Genomic DNA, 16,634 nt, shown 5'->3' with positions numbered 1-16,634 from the left:
ACAAGTCAAGAACATACAACCCGGATAACCGCGGTTTTTCTGCTCATCGGCGAGGTTTCTTCGCCCTCTCCCGCGGTCCGCAAATAGCGCGTTGTCGTATCAGCTCAGACAGGCAGAACCTTGAGCAGTTCCTGCACGGCGTTCTTGATCGCATAGGGTTTGCGCAGAACCGGCACATCCTGAAATTCAGCCGGGATCATGGTTCGATCTGCGTAACCGGTCGCGAACAGAAACGGAATATTCTTCTTGCGCAGAAGCGTGGCCACTTCGTGCGAGTTTTCCTTGCCCAGATTGAAGTCGAGCAATGCCACATCAGGACTGCGCTCGCGTATGGCCTGAACTGCCTCGTAAACGGATGAGACAGTGCGGATCTGGCGCACGCCATAGGCGCTCAACGCCTGCTCCGTTTCCATGGCAATCAAAAGCTGGTCTTCGACAAGCAACACGTAAGCCGCATGAAGCAGCTCGGACTGTGCAGCCGTCGCAACTGGCAGTTCGTCGATGACGGGCTCTGCCTCGACCTCGGAGACCAGCACCGCGTGACGCACAGGGAATGTCAGGCGAATGAACAGCCCCTCGGGCCGGAACTCACGCACGGACGTCCCACCCAGCTCGTGAGGGATCGCGCGCTCAAGCAGAACCGAACCAAACCCGTTACCTTTAGGTGGCGTAACAGGCGGTCCCCCGGTCTCTGTCCATTCCAGCACCCAATTCTCCTGCGCACCGTCGAGAAACCAGCGCAGCGTCAGCGTGCCGGTCGGTCGCGAAAGCGCGCCATATTTGGCAGCGTTCGTCGCGAGTTCGTGCAGTGTCAGCGCAGCGACAGAGAGCGCTGGGCCGGAAAGCCAGAGATTGGCGCCTTCGAGCACGACAGCAGAGGGCTGATGGCGATAGGGCTCAAGTTCGGCCTCGAGCAACGTACGCAACAGCCCGCCGCCATCGCTACGCGCCACCTGATCATGAGCACTCGCCAGCGCCTTGATACGCCCACGCAGCACCTCGACATATTCCTCGATCGTTTTGTCCTTGCCCACAGGACGCCCGATCAGCGATTGCACAACGGCGAGAATGTTCTTGACCCTGTGGTTCAGCTCCTCGTTGAGCATACGCTGGCGCAAATCGGCATCCGCGCGCTCGGAAAGCTGCTGCTGATGATAGACGCCCATCACCTCGATCAGAGCCGACCGCAATTGCCCGGCGGCCTCGATGTCGAAGCTCGACCAGGGGAGGCAGCGCTCATGCACCTGCTCTTTCCAGATAGCAAAACTCTGGCGCGGTGTGAGACGTGGGCCGTGAGGACCGTGTTCGTACGTCTTATGTGGGTCGCCGCCCCAATTGATCGTCTGAACGATCTCCCGGCGGAAGAGGAATACGTAGTTCTGCGGCTGCGGCGAAATCGGAATGATCAGCACACCCGCGACATGGGCCGTATGCGCTGCAATCCAGGGATGATCCTTGACAAGATGATCCGACTGCCAGATCTGCGTGCCTGCCTTGTGGCGCGCCAGAGCGACGAATTCGTTCTGGACCTCTTTCGGTGCAGAAATGCCATGACTTGTCCATTCGTTATCGATCCAGATGGCAATGCCATCGGAGTGGATCAATGGCGCAAGCCGGTTGATCTGCCCCCGCAGATAGGCTGGCATATCCGAAGCCGACGCCGCATTGCGCAGCACGCTTTCAATCAGCCCGTGCGTTCGCTCGGCAACCTGCAACCGCGTCGTTTTCAGAATCACAATGATCTGAAGCGCGAAAAACTCCGAAAACATCTGCACAACCGCGCGCTCGGCAATCGGCAGAATGCGCGGTGAGTAGTGATGGCAGGCAATCATGCCCCAGAGCGCACCATCGATCACGATCGAAATCGACATTGAGGCGCGGACCCCCATATTCGTCAGATACTCGCAATGGATAGGCGACACGCTGCGCAATTGCCCGAGGGACATATCCAGAGCAGCAAGCCCCTTCTCCTCAACGAGCGGCACGGGCGTGTAGCCCACATCGCCAATCATGCGTATCGGCGAACGGCGATAAAGTTCGCGCGCCTGAGCGGGGATATCGGCACTTGGGAAATGCTGACCGAGAAAACTCTCGAGAGATAAGGCGCGGGCCTCGGCAACCACCTTTCCCGACCAGTCATCGGCAAAGCGATAGACCATCACCCGATCATATTCGAGCAGGCCGCGCATCAACATGGTCACAACATCGAAAAGACGCGTGATGTCAGTCGTCTTGCGTACCCGGTCCATCATGCCATGAAGCTGGGTCAGGAACTTGGTTGCGCGGGGCGACGGCGACGCTGGCTCGCATTCGATAACGACTTCACCATTGACGATATGGACGGCGAGGTCGAAATGCCGGTCGGGGCTGAGCGCCTGATTAAGCAGAAAGACTGGCCGCCGCTGGGTCACGCTGAGCGTCAGACCGTTTCGAATGTCGTGCACGATATCCGAGCCGAAAAGCTCGATCAGGTTGCACCCCAGAGCGAGATCGGGCTGCCCCAGCATAGCCGAAGCATTGGCAGAATGCCGCAGCACGATGAAATCGCTGACCGAACAGGTCACCAGACAGCCATGAGGCTGAATGCTGCCGGGGAGATGGATCGGCTCGCGATCGCAACTTGTCAGATCGACCTGACCGAATTCAGCCATGAACTTTATCCCCTGCGTGATCCGCGAGGATCATGGCATCATAGGCATTTCGAAAAAGGCGCGAGGCTGCGGCCCCTGCTTCATCGAGATCGAAAACTGGCGCGGCTTCGAGAAGATCCAGAAATACGCGCCAGTTTTCTGGTGCTGCCGTCTGGACGGCAAGATGGGTCGCACCGAAAACCTCGTCGTAACCCAGCGCCTTAGCGCGCTTGGCAATCAGGCGCGCGCCGAGAGCCGAGCCTTCGAGCGTATACAACATGCCCAAAAGCCCGGAATCTGTCTCGGGCGGCGCCAGTGCGGGAACAACCACGCAAGGCAGGCGAAGCGTGGCAAGATCCTCTTTGAGAGCAACACGCGTCGAGATCGGTTGCCACGCGTCAAGCCATGATGGAAAGCGGCAGCTCTCGATTGCCGCCTCAGCTGCCAGACGAAAAGCCGCCATACCCATAAGATAACGCTGATAATCGCGCGCCGTCTCCAAAGCGCCGATCAGGCCATCGAGGTTTTCATGCGCCTCGTGAACACGCGCACGCAGCCTCTGCCGCCTGGAGGCATCGGCAGTTAGCACAGCAATCCTGTGAATGGTGTCCGTCCAGACATAGTCGCTCAGTCCTGTTCCACATACGCAAATGGCATTCCATTTAAATCAACCCGAGCAAAAATGTAAACATTAACATTTCAACAATGATGAAACGTAAAATGCCAAAATAATTATGAAATATTAAAATTAGTCTTCAGTGCATGAGGAAATAACCGCCGTTTCTTTTTTGGATAAATATCCAATGTCTAAGGATGGTTCGGACAGAAGCATAGTGTTTTTCTTTCTCTCTATTTCGAAGATGTAATTAGCCAGAACGAACCTCTTGTTATTGAGTGCTCACAGCCACCGAGAGAATTATGAAGAAATATTTCTACTTGCGCGGCCCCAATGTGACCTTGCTCTCTTCATCTTCTGACAGAGACCAGAACGAACGTCTCAGGAACATTCTTGTCTCTGCCAGTACGAAAAAGGGCGATTTCCGCCTCACGGATTTTTATTTCACGCGTTTTTTCTCAAGCGGTGAAGGCCCCAACTCGCGCAGCAGCTCTGCCATCTTCGCGTAGGCCTTGTTCCGATAGGCTACGAGTTCTGCCGCTTCCTCTGCGGTGTAGCTGCCATAATAGCCGGCACCGTTCTTCACACCGTGCTTGCCCTCAGCCACCAGCTTCTTGACCGTATCCGGGCAGGACAATCTCGGCCCGAAAGCATTTTCGGCCGTCACGAAGCCATTCACATAAACTTCGAGCCCTGCCATATCGGCAATGGCAAACGGTCCGAAAAATGGCAGTCGAAAGCCGAAAGTCGATCGCACGATGGTGTCGACGTCTTCCGGCGTGGCAATCCCCTCCTCGACAATCGTGTTCGCCTCCTTGAACAGCACATATTGCAGCCTGTTCAGCACAAAAGTCGGCCTGTCGGCCACCTCTGCCGACTGACGGTTCACACGGTTCAGCATCTCCTTGACGGTCGCCACGACGTCGGGCCTCGTGGCGGTGCCCGAAACAAGTTCCACACCTGGGATGAACGGTGCCGGGTTGCTGAAATGCACAGTCAGAAACCGCTCCTGACCTGTCACCATCGGCGCCAGTACATGCACCGGTATGGTCGAGGTATTGGTGCCGATAATAGCGTCAGGTCGGGCAGCGGCGCTGATGCGTCCGAGCACCTCCTTCTTGACGTCCTCGCGTTCGAACACCGCCTCTTCGATAAAATCGACATCGAAGACCGCGTCTTCAATCGAAGGCGCCGTGGTGAGATTGGCCATGATCCGGTCGTAACTGCCCGGCACGATCAGTCCCTGATCCTCAAAAGCACGCGCCTCGCCCAGCAACCTCTCCAGCGCCCGTTGCGTCGCTTCGGGTGAGACATCGGCAAGGGTCACACGCATCCCTGCGGCCGCCAGGCTCTGGGCAATGCCGCCGCCCATATATCCCGCTCCGATAACTGCAGCACTTCTGATGATCTGAACCGACATGTCGCCCAACCTTCACAATCATTTTGATGGACGCTGAAAACAGAGTGTTCCAGCGATGATCCGGGCGGAAGAAATAGTCACCCGTTAAGAGGCGCGTCCAATAGTCGTATCCAGCCGATACATAACCGTTTGACTATGAAATCACCCATGTCGCACCCGCATCTCGGCCCGTTCTGGTTTATCGCTTCGCGCCTCAAGCTGCGTCATCTGCAGCTTCTCTCAGCTTTTTCGCGTCATGCGACCCTCCAAGCTGCGGCTGAGAGTCTCGGCATGGCACAACCTGCTGCCTCCAAGCTGATCGGCGATCTCGAGGATTTGATGAAAATCCGCCTCTTCCGTCTGGAAGGGCGACGCATGATCCCGACCTTTGCGGGTGATGTGCTGACACGACACGCCGTGACCATGCTCGAAGAGCTCGAGCGAACGCGCGTCGAACTCAACGCCCTCGTGGATGGGCGCATAGGCCATGTCTCTATCGGCGCCATTGACGGTCCGGTCATCCAGTCTCTGGTCGATATGCTGCACATCGCGCAGGAAGACTATCCCGAGATCGAGCTCGAAATTCGCAGCGGTCCGAGCGATGCACTGTTCCAGATGCTGACAGACGGGCAGATCGACATCATGCTCGGCAGACGCCCGGTTATCCCCTCGCCTTACCCGGTGCATTACGAGGAGATCGCCGCGGAGCGGCTCGTCATCGCCTCGCGGCCCGATCATCCCCTGCTCGGCTCTGGCCCTGTTTCGCTGCACGCTTTGGCAGAATGCCCGTGGATTTTACAGCGCAAAGGCAGCCGCTCACGCCAACGTCTCGAAGAGCTCCTTCTCGAGCAGGATCTGCCCCTGCCGACCCGCGTCGTCTCATCCGATTCCTGGATGATGACCCTTGCCTATATCACTCGCACCGACGCCCTCACGATCCTCTCCGCGCCTGCCGCAAAACTGCAATCGGATATCGGCCAGATTGCCAGTTTGCCGATCGATTTCGTGTTCGACGTAGCCCCCTGGGGGCTGATGACCTCGAAAGAGCGACCCTCGACACCGGCCACACTCACGATCCTTTCGCTGTTGAAGCTGGCCATGCACGAACAGGCTGCGTACGAGCCTCGCTAGGCCTGCCTGCTCAGCCCTCTCCTGCGCGCTGCAACGCGTGTGTCGATCCCCTTCCCGGAACCCCGCCCCATGACAGGCCATTCGCTGATCAACCGCCTCAAGCTCAGACATCTGCGCCTGATACTCGAGCTCGAAGCCACCAATAATCTGCATCGCGCCGCTGAGAGAATGAATCTCTCCCAGCCTTCGGTTTCGAAGTTGCTTCAGGAGGTCGAGCACGCCCTCAACGCGCGCCTTTTCGAGCGGTCGTCACAAGGGGTTTTTCCAACCCCCAGCGGCGTTCTGGCGGCGCGTCATGCAAGGTTGATGCTCAACGATATCGAGCGTCTGCAGCTCGACATGAACGCCATGCAGGAGGGGACCTATGGCACAGTGCGGGTCGGATCAATCGTCGCGGCCCTGCCGGAGCTCGTCTCACCCGTTTTTGCCGAAGTTGCGCATTCCCAGCCGGGTATCAGCTTGTCTCTTTCAGTCGATACCAGCGACGCCCTGCTTCTTGGCATGGAAAGCGGCAGGCTCGATTTTGTGATCGGTCGCCCGCTCGGTCTGCACGGCCCCACCTCTCTCGATTGCCGCGACCTTGCCAGTGAGCCGCTTTGCGTGGTGACAAGCCGCACAAACCCGATCGACGACCCAGGCACCCTCACCCTCGAAGACGTGGCGCGCGAACGCTGGATTCTCCAGACCGCGCCCAGCCCCATGAGGCGGGCCATTGAAGCGGCGTTCACAACAGCGCTTCTACCTTTGCCTGCTCATCCCATCGAAGCCTCGTCGATGTTCGCGACAATCGACCTTCTGCTGCACTCCAACCTTCTGGCAGTCATTCCATGCAGCGTGAGCAGACATTACGAAAAAGCCGGGATGATCCGACGCCTCTCTGTGCCGATGCCCGATTTTCTAGGGGCTTATTCTCTCATCAACCTGCCTGACCGCCCCCTTACAGCCGCAGCAATGCTGGTTTTCAGCGCCATAGAAGCTCTCGCGATCAAAAATGCTGATCGCCCGTTTCCATCTTGCGTCTAGCGCCTGATTAACTTTCAGATAGGTTTCGTTCATCTGAAGTCGGGTCTCCCGACAGAAAAGGTGACACAGATGCATATCCTCGTCATTGGCGCCGCCGGCATGATCGGGCGCAAATTTACCGAAAGCCTCGTCAATAAACCGCTCAGCGGCGACGTCGCACCGACACGTCTCACTCTGGCCGATGTCATCGCGCCAAGCGCTCCGGCCGGGTTCACCGGTTCCTGCGAGACCATGACCTGCGACCTCACCCAGCACGGCGCGGCAGAGCGTCTACTGAGCGGTCGCCCGGACATCATCTATCATCTCGCCGCCATCGTTTCCGGCGAGGCCGAAGCCGATTTCGAGAAAGGTTACAGCGTCAATCTCGATGGCACGCGCACGCTTTTCGAGACGATCCGCCATATCAACACACGCGACGGGTGGAAGCCGCGTGTCATTTTCGCCTCTTCCAATGCCGTGTTCGGCGGCGACTTCCCCGATGTCATTCCCGATGACTATATCCTGACGCCGCAGACCAGCTACGGCACCCAGAAGGCCATTTGCGAGCTGCTCCTCACCGATTATCGCCGTCGTGGTATTTTCGACGGTATCGGGCTGCGCCTTCCCACAATTTGCGTACGCCCCGGCAAGCCCAATCGCGCTGCTTCGGGCTTCTTTTCCGGCATCATCCGTGAGCCTCTGGTCGGGCAGGAAGCTGTCCTGCCCGTGCCGGACAACACACGCCACTGGATGACGAGCCCGCGCTCGGCCGTTCAGTTCCTGCGCCATGCGGCAACACTCGACCTCGCTCTTCTGGGCGAACGCCCCAATCTCTCCATGCCCGCCCTTTCCCTCACAGTCGGCGAACAGATCGCCGCTCTGCGACGCGTTGCGGGTGACAAGGCCGTGACGCTGATCAAGCGCGCGCCAGACGAAGCCGTGGCACGCATCGTCGCGGGCTGGGCGCGCGGTTTCGACCCACAGCGCGCATTGGCGCTCGGTTTTACGACCGAACAAAGCTTCGACGAGATCATCCAGGCCCATATCGAAGATGAACTCGGTGGCCAAATTGCCTGACACCGCCCGCTTCCCGTCAGCCTGACCACATCCACGCCCCGCCTTCCTGTGCGGGGCGCGATGAGGAGCCGAGCCTCATGATTTCTGCCACTCCCGCGAAAGCACCCTCCAGCAGCCCCGAAGCTCTGAGAGCAAGGGCAACCGGCAAGGCGTTTGCCAAGCTGCTGCCTTTTCTCATCCTCATGTATATCGTCGCCTTTCTCGACCGGTCGAATATCGGCTCAGCCAAACAGGCGTTGCACACCGATGTCGGTGTATCGGATGCAATGTTCGCGTTCGGTGCCGGTGTTTTCTTCGTCGGCTACGCGCTGTTCGAGATCCCGAGTAATCTCATTCTCTACAAGCTTGGTGCGAGACGCTGGATGGCGCGCATCATGGTGACATGGGGGCTCGTCTCCGCGTGCATGATGTTCACTCAGGGCAACCTGTCCTTCATCGTCCTGCGCACGTTTCTGGGTATTGCCGAGGCCGGCTTCTTTCCCGGCATCATGCTCTACCTGACCTTCTGGTTTCCCGAGAAGGAACGCACCAAGGTTCTGGGCGTGTTCTATTTCGGCTATCCGCTGGCCATGACCTTCGGCAATCCACTTTCGGGAGCCTTATTTAACCTGGACGGGTTGCTCGGCCTTGCGGGATGGCAGTGGATGTTCCTGCTCGAAGGTGGGCTCGCTGTGGTTATGGGCATCGCCACATGGTTCGTCCTGCCCGACAAACCTCAAGACGTCGCCTGGCTTACCGATGACGAGAAGTCCACCATAAGCGGCATCCTTCAGAAGGAGGCTGCTGCGAAGGAGGGTTCGGGCCATCACAGTATCAAGCTTGGCGCGCTCCTGCATTCCAGCAAGCTGCTGCAGTTTCTTGCGCTCTATATGGTGATGCAGGTCGCGAGCTACGGCGTTGTATTCTATCTGCCCGAACAGGTTTCTTCGATCCTTCATGAGAAGATCGGCTTTCGTGTCGGTCTGGTCAGCGGCATTCCCTGGGCCTTCGCCATTCTTTCGACCTTCGTCATCACGCGTCTCGTCCAGAAGCATGACGCGCCGAGACTGGGGTTGCTCGTCTGCCTGAGTATGGCCGCGATCGGCCTGTTTGTCTCGGGGGCAGAATCCGGCATCGTCGCGATCGTCGGGCTATGCATTGCGGCCGCTGGTGTCGTGACGGTTCAGGCCGTTTTCTGGAACTTCCCTCTTGCCCATTTCACCGGGGTTCAAGCCGCAGGCGCGATCGCATTGATCAATGCACTCGGCAATCTCGGTGGTTTCGCCGCGCCCAACATCCGCAGTTTTGCCTCTCATCTGTGGGAGAGCCCTGCGGCGGGGCTCTATGCCGTCGCTCTCTCCGGGCTGATCGGGCTGATTATCGCGGCCTTTCTGCCGCGCACCAATCATGAAAGCCACCATCCCGCCCTTTGAGCGTCCGGTCGTCGATTTTCAGACAGAAAAGGAGATCTCCTGTGTCTAGCCCTCTCAATCGCACCAACTGGCCCATCGCCGCCGCGATGATCCAATACGCCAATATCCTTCCCGACGGGTCGAGCGTGCAGGATCAGAAGCCCGAGGAATGGGCCGCCACCCTCGCCGAAGTGACCGATGCAGGTTTCAGCGAGATCGACCCAACCGATTCGTGGATCAGGCTGGCCGATCTCTCTCAGGCACGGCAGCAGCTCTTTGCCGATCTGGTGAAGGAAGCCGGGCTGACCATGCCGGGTCTCTCGACCGCCCGCCGCTCGGTCATCGATCCGGAACAGGCTGACGAAAACCTCGCCTATAGCCACCGCGTGATCGACACTGCTGCCCGCCTGGGCATCAAGGAAGTCTCGTTCGGGCTGTTCTACCCCCTGACCCCGCCCCAGAAGGCGGCATTGTGGTTCTGGACGGCTCAGGGAACGGTCAACCCGGACGATCAGACGACCTGGAAAAAAGCCGTCGAGCGCATACGGGAACTGGCGCGTCATGCCCGGGAGGTTGGCGTCGGTCTGGCCCTCGAAATGTATGAGGACACTTATCTCGGCACCGCCGACAGCGCCGTGCGCTTCGTTCAGGATGTCGATTGCGCCAATGTGGGCATCAACGCAGATTTGGGCAATCTGGTGCGTCTGCATCGCCCGGTCGAACATTGGGCCTCAATGATGCAGAAAGTCGCGCCTTTTACACGTTACTGGCACGTCAAGAACTACTTCCGCACCGAAGACGCCACGACCGGCATGGTCGTGACAGCCCCCGCGCCGCTCGAATTCGGCGTGATCAGCTACCGGGCCGCAATCAAGATGGTTCTGGCCCATGGGTTCAAGAGTGCCTTTCTGGTCGAGCATTATGGCGGCGACGGTCTGAGCGTTGCGGCAACCAACCGCGAATATCTGCGTCGCGTCCTGCCGAAATAAACGTCGCTCCCTGCATCGGCATGTTGTCGATGCAGGAAACCACCCGGCTCCCCTCAAACTGGAGAGAGATCATGCCCCGTCTACGTTGGCTGATGATCATCCTCTGTTTTGCCGCAACCACCATTAACTACATAGACCGTGCGACCATCGCCATTGCGGCCCCTTTCATGGCTAAAGAGCTTCATATCGACCCGGCCACTCTGGGCATCATTCTGGGTGGGTTCTTCTGGAGCTATGCGTTCATGCAACTGCCTTTCGGCATGATCGTCGACCGCTTCGGGGTGCGCTCGGCTTATGCTCTGGCGGTTATCTGGTGGTCGGTCTGCACGGCGCTGACGGCGGTCGTGCGCGGGCCTCTCAGCATTCTCGGCCTGCGCCTGGCCCTCGGCGTTGGCGAGGCAGGCAGCTATCCGTCGAATGCAAAAGTCGCATCCCTCTGGTTCCCGAAAAGCGAGCGTGGTCTGGCAGCGGGAATTTTTGACAGCGGCTCGCGCGCAGGAGCGGCGGTTTCCCTCCCCCTCGTTGCCTTGCTGGTTTCCTGTTTAGGCTGGCGTCTGGCCTTCGTCGCCGCAGGGGCGATGGGCCTTATCTGGGTGGTCGTCTGGCTCGTGCTCTATCATGACCCCGACCGGCATCCGGCGATATCGCAGCATCAACTTTCCTTGTTGCGTGCGGCCCAGCCTGCCGGCAGCAAAGCGGCACCCCGCGCATGGCGACGATTGCTCAAACACCGCACGGTTTGGGGCATGATGCTCGGTTTTTTCTGTGCGAATTTCGTCTTTTACTTCTTTGCGACATGGTTCCCGAGCTATCTCGTGACGGCTCACGGCTTCTCACTGAAAGATCTCGGGCTGATCGGCATGATCCCCGGCGTGACCGCGATACCTGCCGCATGGCTGGGCGGCTGGACCTCGGACACCTTGTACAAGCGCGGCTGGAGCCTGACATCGGCCCGTAAAACCTGCCTGGTGGGAGGGCTCCTGCTCTCTTCAGTGATCGCCCTTTCGGCCTTCGTCACGCAGACCTGGCTCTGCATCGCTCTGCTTTCGGTCTCCTTCGGCGGCATCGCTTTTACCGGCGCCAATATCTGGTCGCTGCCAGCCGATATCGCTCCGAGTTCCGACCTCGTCGCCACGCTGGGCGGGCTTCAGAACAGTGCCGCCAACATAGCAGGCATCGTCATCGCCAGTTTCACCGGCCTCATGGTGAGCCTGACTCATGGCTCTTTCATGATCCCGCTCTGCGTTACTGGTGCGTTCGGTCTGCTGGGCGCGCTGTCCTACCTGTTCATTGTCGGTCCTATTGCGCCCCTGCCCCTCACCGATAACGACAAAGAGCGGCCGATTTCGGCCAGCCACATAGTGAGGATCTGACACGTGTCCATGACTTTTTCCGACAGCTTGAGGCAGGTTCTCAATCTGAACGATCTCGAGGCTCAGGCGCGCCAACATCTCCCGAAGGCGATTTTCGGTTATGTGCAGGGTGGCGCCGATGATGGCACGACGATCCTCCATAACCGTGAGGCAATTGAACGCATTCGCCTCGTGCCACGCATTCTGCGCGATGTTTCGAGGTGCTCGCAAGAGGTCACGCTATTCGGTCAGCGTTTTGCCAGCCCCTTCATGATCGCCCCGATGGGGGCCTCGGCTGTCGTCGCCTATGACGCCGATAATGCCATGGCAAGAGCGGCCCGAGCCGCCAGAATTCCTTATATTTTGAGCGCAAACGCCATAACGCCGATTGAAGAAATCGGGCGCAGTTACCCGGGCTGCTGGTTTGCAGGATACCAGAAGCCCGATGAGAGCAATATCGAAGGCATGGTCAAGCGGGTAGCCGATGCGGGGTTTAGCGCCTACTTCCTGACGGCGGACGTTGCGGTAGGGTCGAACCGGGAGAACAACAAGCGTAACGGTTATACCATGCCTTTTCGGCCTACGCCCCGTCTTGCACTAGATATGGCCCGACATCCCGCATGGCTCTGGCGCACCGGACTGCGAACCTTGCGCCGCAGGGGTGTACCCAAGATCAGTAATATCGACCCAGTCGAACGCCCATCGATTTTCTCACGTGAAATCAGCGCAGTGACCGGCTATGCCAGTTTCAGCTGGAAACATGCGGAGATGATCCGACGACACTGGAAAGGCGCCCTGATCATCAAAGGGGTTCTCTCGCCGGATGATGCAAAAATGGCGCGTGAAATGGGGGCGGATGGCATCGTCGTATCCAATCATGGCGGTCGGCAGCTCGATTGCGCTCCTTCTCCCATGGACGTGCTGAGGGAAATCAAGGCCGAGTGCGGCGCCATGACCGTACTCGCCGATAGTGGCTTTCGTCGTGGAACAGATATTGTGAAAGCTTTAGCCTTAGGGGCCGATTCCGTTCTCGTCGGTCGCCCCTTTCTCTATGCCGCTGCTCTCGGTGGCCAAAAAGCAATCACCCACGCAATCGGATTGCTGCAGCGCGAGATCCACATCAATCAATCTCTCCTGGGTGTGGAAACCTGTGGGGCACTCCGCGAAATCGCCCAAGTCTGACGAGGACCTCATCGAGAGATAAACTAAGCCCCCTTTTTTATACACTTTGATGGAAGCATAGCGGAACGAGAGGATAGCGGGCGCCCTTCTCGCAGGGTCTCGTTCGCCTGACGCAACTTAGGCACTTCACACTCCCGCGCTTTGAGCTGGTCAGCCGTTTCGGCAGGGGCACCCGCCGACTTGCCAGTCTTAATTTCGACCTCGATTTCGGCTTTCTTGCCCCCACTCGTCCAGCGTATGCGCCGAACAACCGGACTTGCCCGCAATCAACACCACCGCTGTCGAACGTGACAGGTTGTCGCTCTCATGCTTCAGAACCAGCCTTACTGCGCGCGATCGAAATTCAGGGGGAACTTCAGAGCACAATGGCTCATTGGACCTCGGACCCGCTTCTCAGGAAAAATGTCCCCACCGACTTCGGAGCCGTTCAATCGTGCTACTAAGGTCTGGTAAAAAGGGCGAGAAGATTGGGGGAGGTTGAGCCCTTTTCCTGTTTTTTGGGTTGAGATGCGCGTGCGGCGATAGCTGTGGGTGTGTGATTGCTCCGGGCATTTGGCTTGTCTGATCTGAGGGGGATCCCGGAACGCAAAAGGACGTCTCTAGCGCTGACGCTGAGACGTTGAATGGGAATTTTTTGGATATGGTTGCGGGGGCAGGATTTGAACCTGCGGCCTTCAGGTTATGAGCCTGACGAGCTACCGGGCTGCTCCACCCCGCGTTGGGTGGGGTGTTGTGTGTGGGGTGGATCAGGGGACCTGGCGGCGACCGACTTTTCCGCATCTTAAGATGCAGTATCATAGGCGCTGGGGCGTTTCACGTCCGAGTTCGGGATGGGATCGGGTGGAAGTCTCCCGCCATAGCCACCAGGTCTTCTGATCCACCCGACCTCTGGTGTGTCGGTGTGGGAGGTTGGTGTGTTTGTATGATGAGTATGTTTTGCGTGGATGATTGCTATGCATGTGTATGCTCTGTCTTGCAGAGCGTTGTGTGAGCGATATGGGCGATTAGGACCGGTTAGCTTCACGTGTTACCACGCTTCCACACCCGGCCTATTGACGTGATGGTCTTTCACGGCCCTGTGAGACCTAGTTTTGAGGTGGGTTTCCCGCTTAGATGCTTTCAGCGGTTATCCCGTCCATACTTAGCTACCCGGCTGTGCCGCTGGCGCGACAACCGGTACACCAGAGGTATGTTCATCCCGGTCCTCTCGTACTAGGGACAAATCCTCTCAAGTCTCATACACCCACGGCAGATAGGGACCGAACTGTCTCACGACGTTCTAAACCCAGCTCACGTACCACTTTAATCGGCGAACAGCCGAACCCTTGGGACCTGCTCCAGCCCCAGGATGTGATGAGCCGACATCGAGGTGCCAAACCTCCCCGTCGATGTGGACTCTTGGGGGAGATCAGCCTGTTATCCCTAGAGTACCTTTTATCCGTTGAGCGATGGCCCGTCCACGTGGGACCACCGGATCACTATGGCCGACTTTCGTCTCTGTTCGAGCTGTCACTCTCACAGTCAGGCGGGCTTATGCCATTGCACTCGACAGTCGGTTTCCGACCGACCTGAGCCCACCATCGCGCGCCTCCGTTACACTTTGGGAGGCGACCGCCCCAGTCAAACTGCCCACCATGCAGGGTCCCGGACCAGGCTAGACTGGTCTCGGTTAGACATCAGAAAAATTCAGGGTGGTATTTCAAGGACGGCTCCACCGAAGCTGGCGCCTCGGTTTCATAGCCTCCCACCTATCCTACACAGGATGTCTCTGATGCCACTGCAAAGCTGCAGTAAAGGTTCATAGGGTCTTTCCGTCTGACCGCGGGTACCCCGCATCTTCACGGGGAATTCAATTTCGCTGAGTCGATGCTGGAGACAGTGGGGAAGTCGTTACGCCATTCGTGCAGGTCGGAACTTACCCGACAAGGAATTTCGCTACCTTAGGACCGTTATAGTTACGGCCGCCGTTTACCGGGGCTTCAATTCAATGCTTGCACATCTCCTCTTAACCTTCCGGCACCGGGCAGGCGTCAGGCCGTATACGTCGTCTCTCGACTTCGCACAGCCCTGTGTTTTTACTAAACAGTCGCTACCCCCTGGTCTGTGCCACCCGCATCTGGTTGCCCAGAAACGGGTCTTGCTTATCCCGAAGTTACACAAGTAATTTGCCTAGTTCCTTCAGCATCGTTCTCTCAAGCGCCTTGGTATTCTCTACCAGTCCACCTGTGTCGGTTTCGGGTACGGTCTATACGCCAGAGCTATTTCCTGGAATGCTCCAAAAGCCTGGTCAATCCAATAAGACCAGACAACATATCGCATTCGTCACTTCTGGCAGGCCCAGTAATATTCAACTGGTTCCCATCGACTACGGCTTTCGCCCTCGCCTTAGGGGCCGGCTCACCCTGCGTGGATTAACCTTGCGCAGGAACCCTTGGACTTTCGGCGACAGTGTTTCTCGCACTGTTTGTCGCTACTCATGTCAGCATTCGCACTTCCGATATCTCCAGAGAGGGTCACCCCGTCTCCTTCGCAGACCTACGGAACGCTCCGCTACCGCGCATATCAAAGATATGCACCCACAGCTTCGGCACGTGGCTTGAGCCCCGTTACATTTTCGGCGCAGGGTTTCTATTAGACCAGTGAGCTATTACGCTTTCTTTAAAGGATGGCTGCTTCTAAGCCAACCTCCTGGTTGTTTTGGAATCCCCACATCCTTTCCCACTTAGCCACGATTTGGGGGCCTTAGCTGGTGGTCTGGGCTGTTTCCCTCTCGACAATGGACCTTAGCACCCACTGTCTGTCTGCCACGCTCATACTCCTCGGTATTCGGAGTTTGGTTAGGTTTGGTAAGACTTTGGGTCCCCCTAGCCCATCCAGTGCTCTACCCCCGAGGGCAATACGTGACGATCTACCTCAATAGATTTCGCGGAGAACCAGCTATCTCCGAGTTTGATTGGCCTTTCACCCCTAGCCACAGCTCATCCCCGACTTTTTCAACAGGCGTGGGTTCGGCCCTCCAGTGCGTGTTACCGCACCTTCAGCCTGGCCATGGCTAGATCACTCGGTTTCGGGTCTTCTGCCAGCAACTCATTCGCCCTATTCAGACTCGCTTTCGCTACGCCTACACCTACCGGCTTAAGCTCGCTGCAAACAGAAACTCGCTGACCCATTATACAAAAGGTACGCCGTCACCCCATAAGAGGCTCCGACTGCTTGTAGGCATCCGGTTTCAGGTCTCTTTCACTCCCCTCATCGGGGTGCTTTTCACCTTTCCCTCACGGTACTTGTTCACTATCGGTCATCAGGGAGTATTTAGGCTTGGAGGGTGGTCCCCCCATGTTCAGACAGGGTTTCACGTGCCCCGCCCTACTCGAGAACCATCATGAACACTACGCATACGGGGCTATCACCCATTATCGCCGGACTTTCCAGACCGTTCTGCTTCTTTCACAATGATTACTGGCCTGTTCCGCGTTCGCTCGCCACTACTAGCGGAATCTCTGTTGATGTCTTTTCCTCCAGGTACTGAGATGTTTCAGTTCCCCGGGTTCGCCTCATACCCCTATGTATTCAGGGCATGATACCTATCGCTAGGTGGGTTTCCCCATTCAGATATCCACGGATCAAAGCTTGCTCGCAGCTCCCCGTGGCTTTTCGCAGCGTGCCACGTCTTTCGTCGCCTCCTGATGCCAAGGCATCCACCGAATGCCCTTCTCATGCTCACACACTACACATGCACAGCAACCATCCACGCTCGCGCGCTTCAGAGTTTTCTGCGCAGAGAAAATGCAATGCTTCGCACGCAAAGTTCATCATACTTATAAAACACTCTCTGACCGCTATACGCCACAATCCTTAAACACGA

At 57.7% G+C, this 16,634-nt stretch carries 10 protein-coding genes, 1 tRNA gene and 2 rRNA genes; 7 read left to right on the top strand and 6 right to left on the bottom strand.

The window, feature by feature from the left end; all coding sequences use genetic code 11:
* Positions 1-104: 104 nt before the first annotated feature.
* The 3 genes from ABHV46_RS14095 to ABHV46_RS14085 all read right to left on the bottom strand — a co-directional run bounded on the left by ABHV46_RS14095 (position 105) and on the right by ABHV46_RS14085 (position 4,666).
* Positions 105-2,651: an HWE histidine kinase domain-containing protein gene (locus ABHV46_RS14095; protein ID WP_438381991.1), complete on the bottom strand. Its 2,547-nt coding sequence runs from the start codon at positions 2,649-2,651 to the stop codon at positions 105-107.
* Positions 2,644-3,219: a biliverdin-producing heme oxygenase gene (locus ABHV46_RS14090; RefSeq protein WP_438381990.1), complete on the bottom strand. Its 576-nt coding sequence runs from the start codon at positions 3,217-3,219 to the stop codon at positions 2,644-2,646. Before ABHV46_RS14090 ends, ABHV46_RS14095 begins: the two co-directional genes overlap by 8 nt.
* Positions 3,220-3,685: 466 nt before the next feature.
* Positions 3,686-4,666: a 3-hydroxyacyl-CoA dehydrogenase family protein gene (locus ABHV46_RS14085; RefSeq protein ID WP_438381988.1), complete on the bottom strand. Its 981-nt coding sequence runs from the start codon at positions 4,664-4,666 to the stop codon at positions 3,686-3,688.
* A 147-nt stretch (positions 4,667-4,813) separates the two neighbouring features.
* Here ABHV46_RS14085 and ABHV46_RS14080 point away from each other — a divergent pair, with 147 nt between their 5' ends.
* From ABHV46_RS14080 to ABHV46_RS14050, 7 genes are all read left to right on the top strand, one after another.
* A complete protein-coding gene (locus ABHV46_RS14080) occupies positions 4,814-5,776 on the top strand; it encodes a LysR family transcriptional regulator (protein ID WP_438381987.1) in 963 nt (320 codons plus the stop codon).
* Between the two features lie 69 nt (positions 5,777-5,845).
* The gene (locus ABHV46_RS14075) at positions 5,846-6,799 is read left to right on the top strand and encodes a LysR family transcriptional regulator (RefSeq protein ID WP_438381985.1); all 954 of its coding nucleotides are present in this window, start codon (positions 5,846-5,848) and stop codon (positions 6,797-6,799) included.
* Between the two features lie 69 nt (positions 6,800-6,868).
* Positions 6,869-7,855 (top strand): D-erythronate dehydrogenase, encoded by a 987-nt coding sequence (gene denD / locus ABHV46_RS14070; protein WP_438381983.1) that lies wholly within the window; start codon positions 6,869-6,871, stop codon positions 7,853-7,855.
* A 77-nt stretch (positions 7,856-7,932) separates the two neighbouring features.
* On the top strand, positions 7,933-9,267 hold the full coding sequence (locus ABHV46_RS14065) for an MFS transporter (protein WP_438381982.1): 1,335 nt from the start codon (positions 7,933-7,935) through the stop codon (positions 9,265-9,267).
* 41 nt (positions 9,268-9,308) lie between these two features.
* Positions 9,309-10,235, top strand: coding sequence for a sugar phosphate isomerase/epimerase family protein (locus ABHV46_RS14060; RefSeq protein ID WP_438381981.1), 927 nt, complete (start codon positions 9,309-9,311; stop codon positions 10,233-10,235).
* A 71-nt stretch (positions 10,236-10,306) separates the two neighbouring features.
* The gene (locus tag ABHV46_RS14055; RefSeq protein ID WP_438381979.1) at positions 10,307-11,608 is read left to right on the top strand and encodes an MFS transporter; all 1,302 of its coding nucleotides are present in this window, start codon (positions 10,307-10,309) and stop codon (positions 11,606-11,608) included.
* A gap of 9 nt (positions 11,609-11,617) precedes the next feature.
* The gene (locus ABHV46_RS14050) at positions 11,618-12,769 is read left to right on the top strand and encodes an alpha-hydroxy acid oxidase (RefSeq protein ID WP_438384424.1); all 1,152 of its coding nucleotides are present in this window, start codon (positions 11,618-11,620) and stop codon (positions 12,767-12,769) included.
* 641 nt (positions 12,770-13,410) lie between these two features.
* Here ABHV46_RS14050 and ABHV46_RS14045 read toward each other — a convergent pair.
* From ABHV46_RS14045 to ABHV46_RS14035, 3 genes are all read right to left on the bottom strand, one after another.
* A tRNA-Met gene (locus tag ABHV46_RS14045) sits at positions 13,411-13,487 on the bottom strand.
* Positions 13,488-13,522: 35 nt separating this feature from the next.
* Positions 13,523-13,637, bottom strand: a 5S ribosomal RNA gene (gene rrf, locus ABHV46_RS14040).
* Between the two features lie 116 nt (positions 13,638-13,753).
* Positions 13,754-16,494: ribosomal RNA gene (locus tag ABHV46_RS14035) — 23S ribosomal RNA — on the bottom strand.
* Positions 16,495-16,634: the final 140 nt, after the last annotated feature.

Source organism: Asaia sp. BMEF1, from assembly GCF_051628905.1.
In the GTDB taxonomy this organism is placed as follows: domain Bacteria; phylum Pseudomonadota; class Alphaproteobacteria; order Acetobacterales; family Acetobacteraceae; genus Asaia.
This window is presented reverse-complemented; position numbering and strand designations above follow the sequence as displayed.

Coding starts and splice junctions, on each gene's coding strand:
- ABHV46_RS14085 (WP_438381988.1), bottom strand. CDS start 4,666: ATGTCGGTTCAGATCATCAGAAGTGCTGCAGTTATCGGAGCGGGATAT.
- ABHV46_RS14050 (WP_438384424.1), top strand. CDS start 11,618: ATGACTTTTTCCGACAGCTTGAGGCAGGTTCTCAATCTGAACGATCTC.
- ABHV46_RS14075 (WP_438381985.1), top strand. CDS start 5,846: ATGACAGGCCATTCGCTGATCAACCGCCTCAAGCTCAGACATCTGCGC.
- ABHV46_RS14080 (WP_438381987.1), top strand. CDS start 4,814: ATGTCGCACCCGCATCTCGGCCCGTTCTGGTTTATCGCTTCGCGCCTC.
- ABHV46_RS14055 (WP_438381979.1), top strand. CDS start 10,307: ATGCCCCGTCTACGTTGGCTGATGATCATCCTCTGTTTTGCCGCAACC.
- ABHV46_RS14065 (WP_438381982.1), top strand. CDS start 7,933: ATGATTTCTGCCACTCCCGCGAAAGCACCCTCCAGCAGCCCCGAAGCT.
- denD (WP_438381983.1), top strand. CDS start 6,869: ATGCATATCCTCGTCATTGGCGCCGCCGGCATGATCGGGCGCAAATTT.
- ABHV46_RS14095 (WP_438381991.1), bottom strand. CDS start 2,651: ATGGCTGAATTCGGTCAGGTCGATCTGACAAGTTGCGATCGCGAGCCG.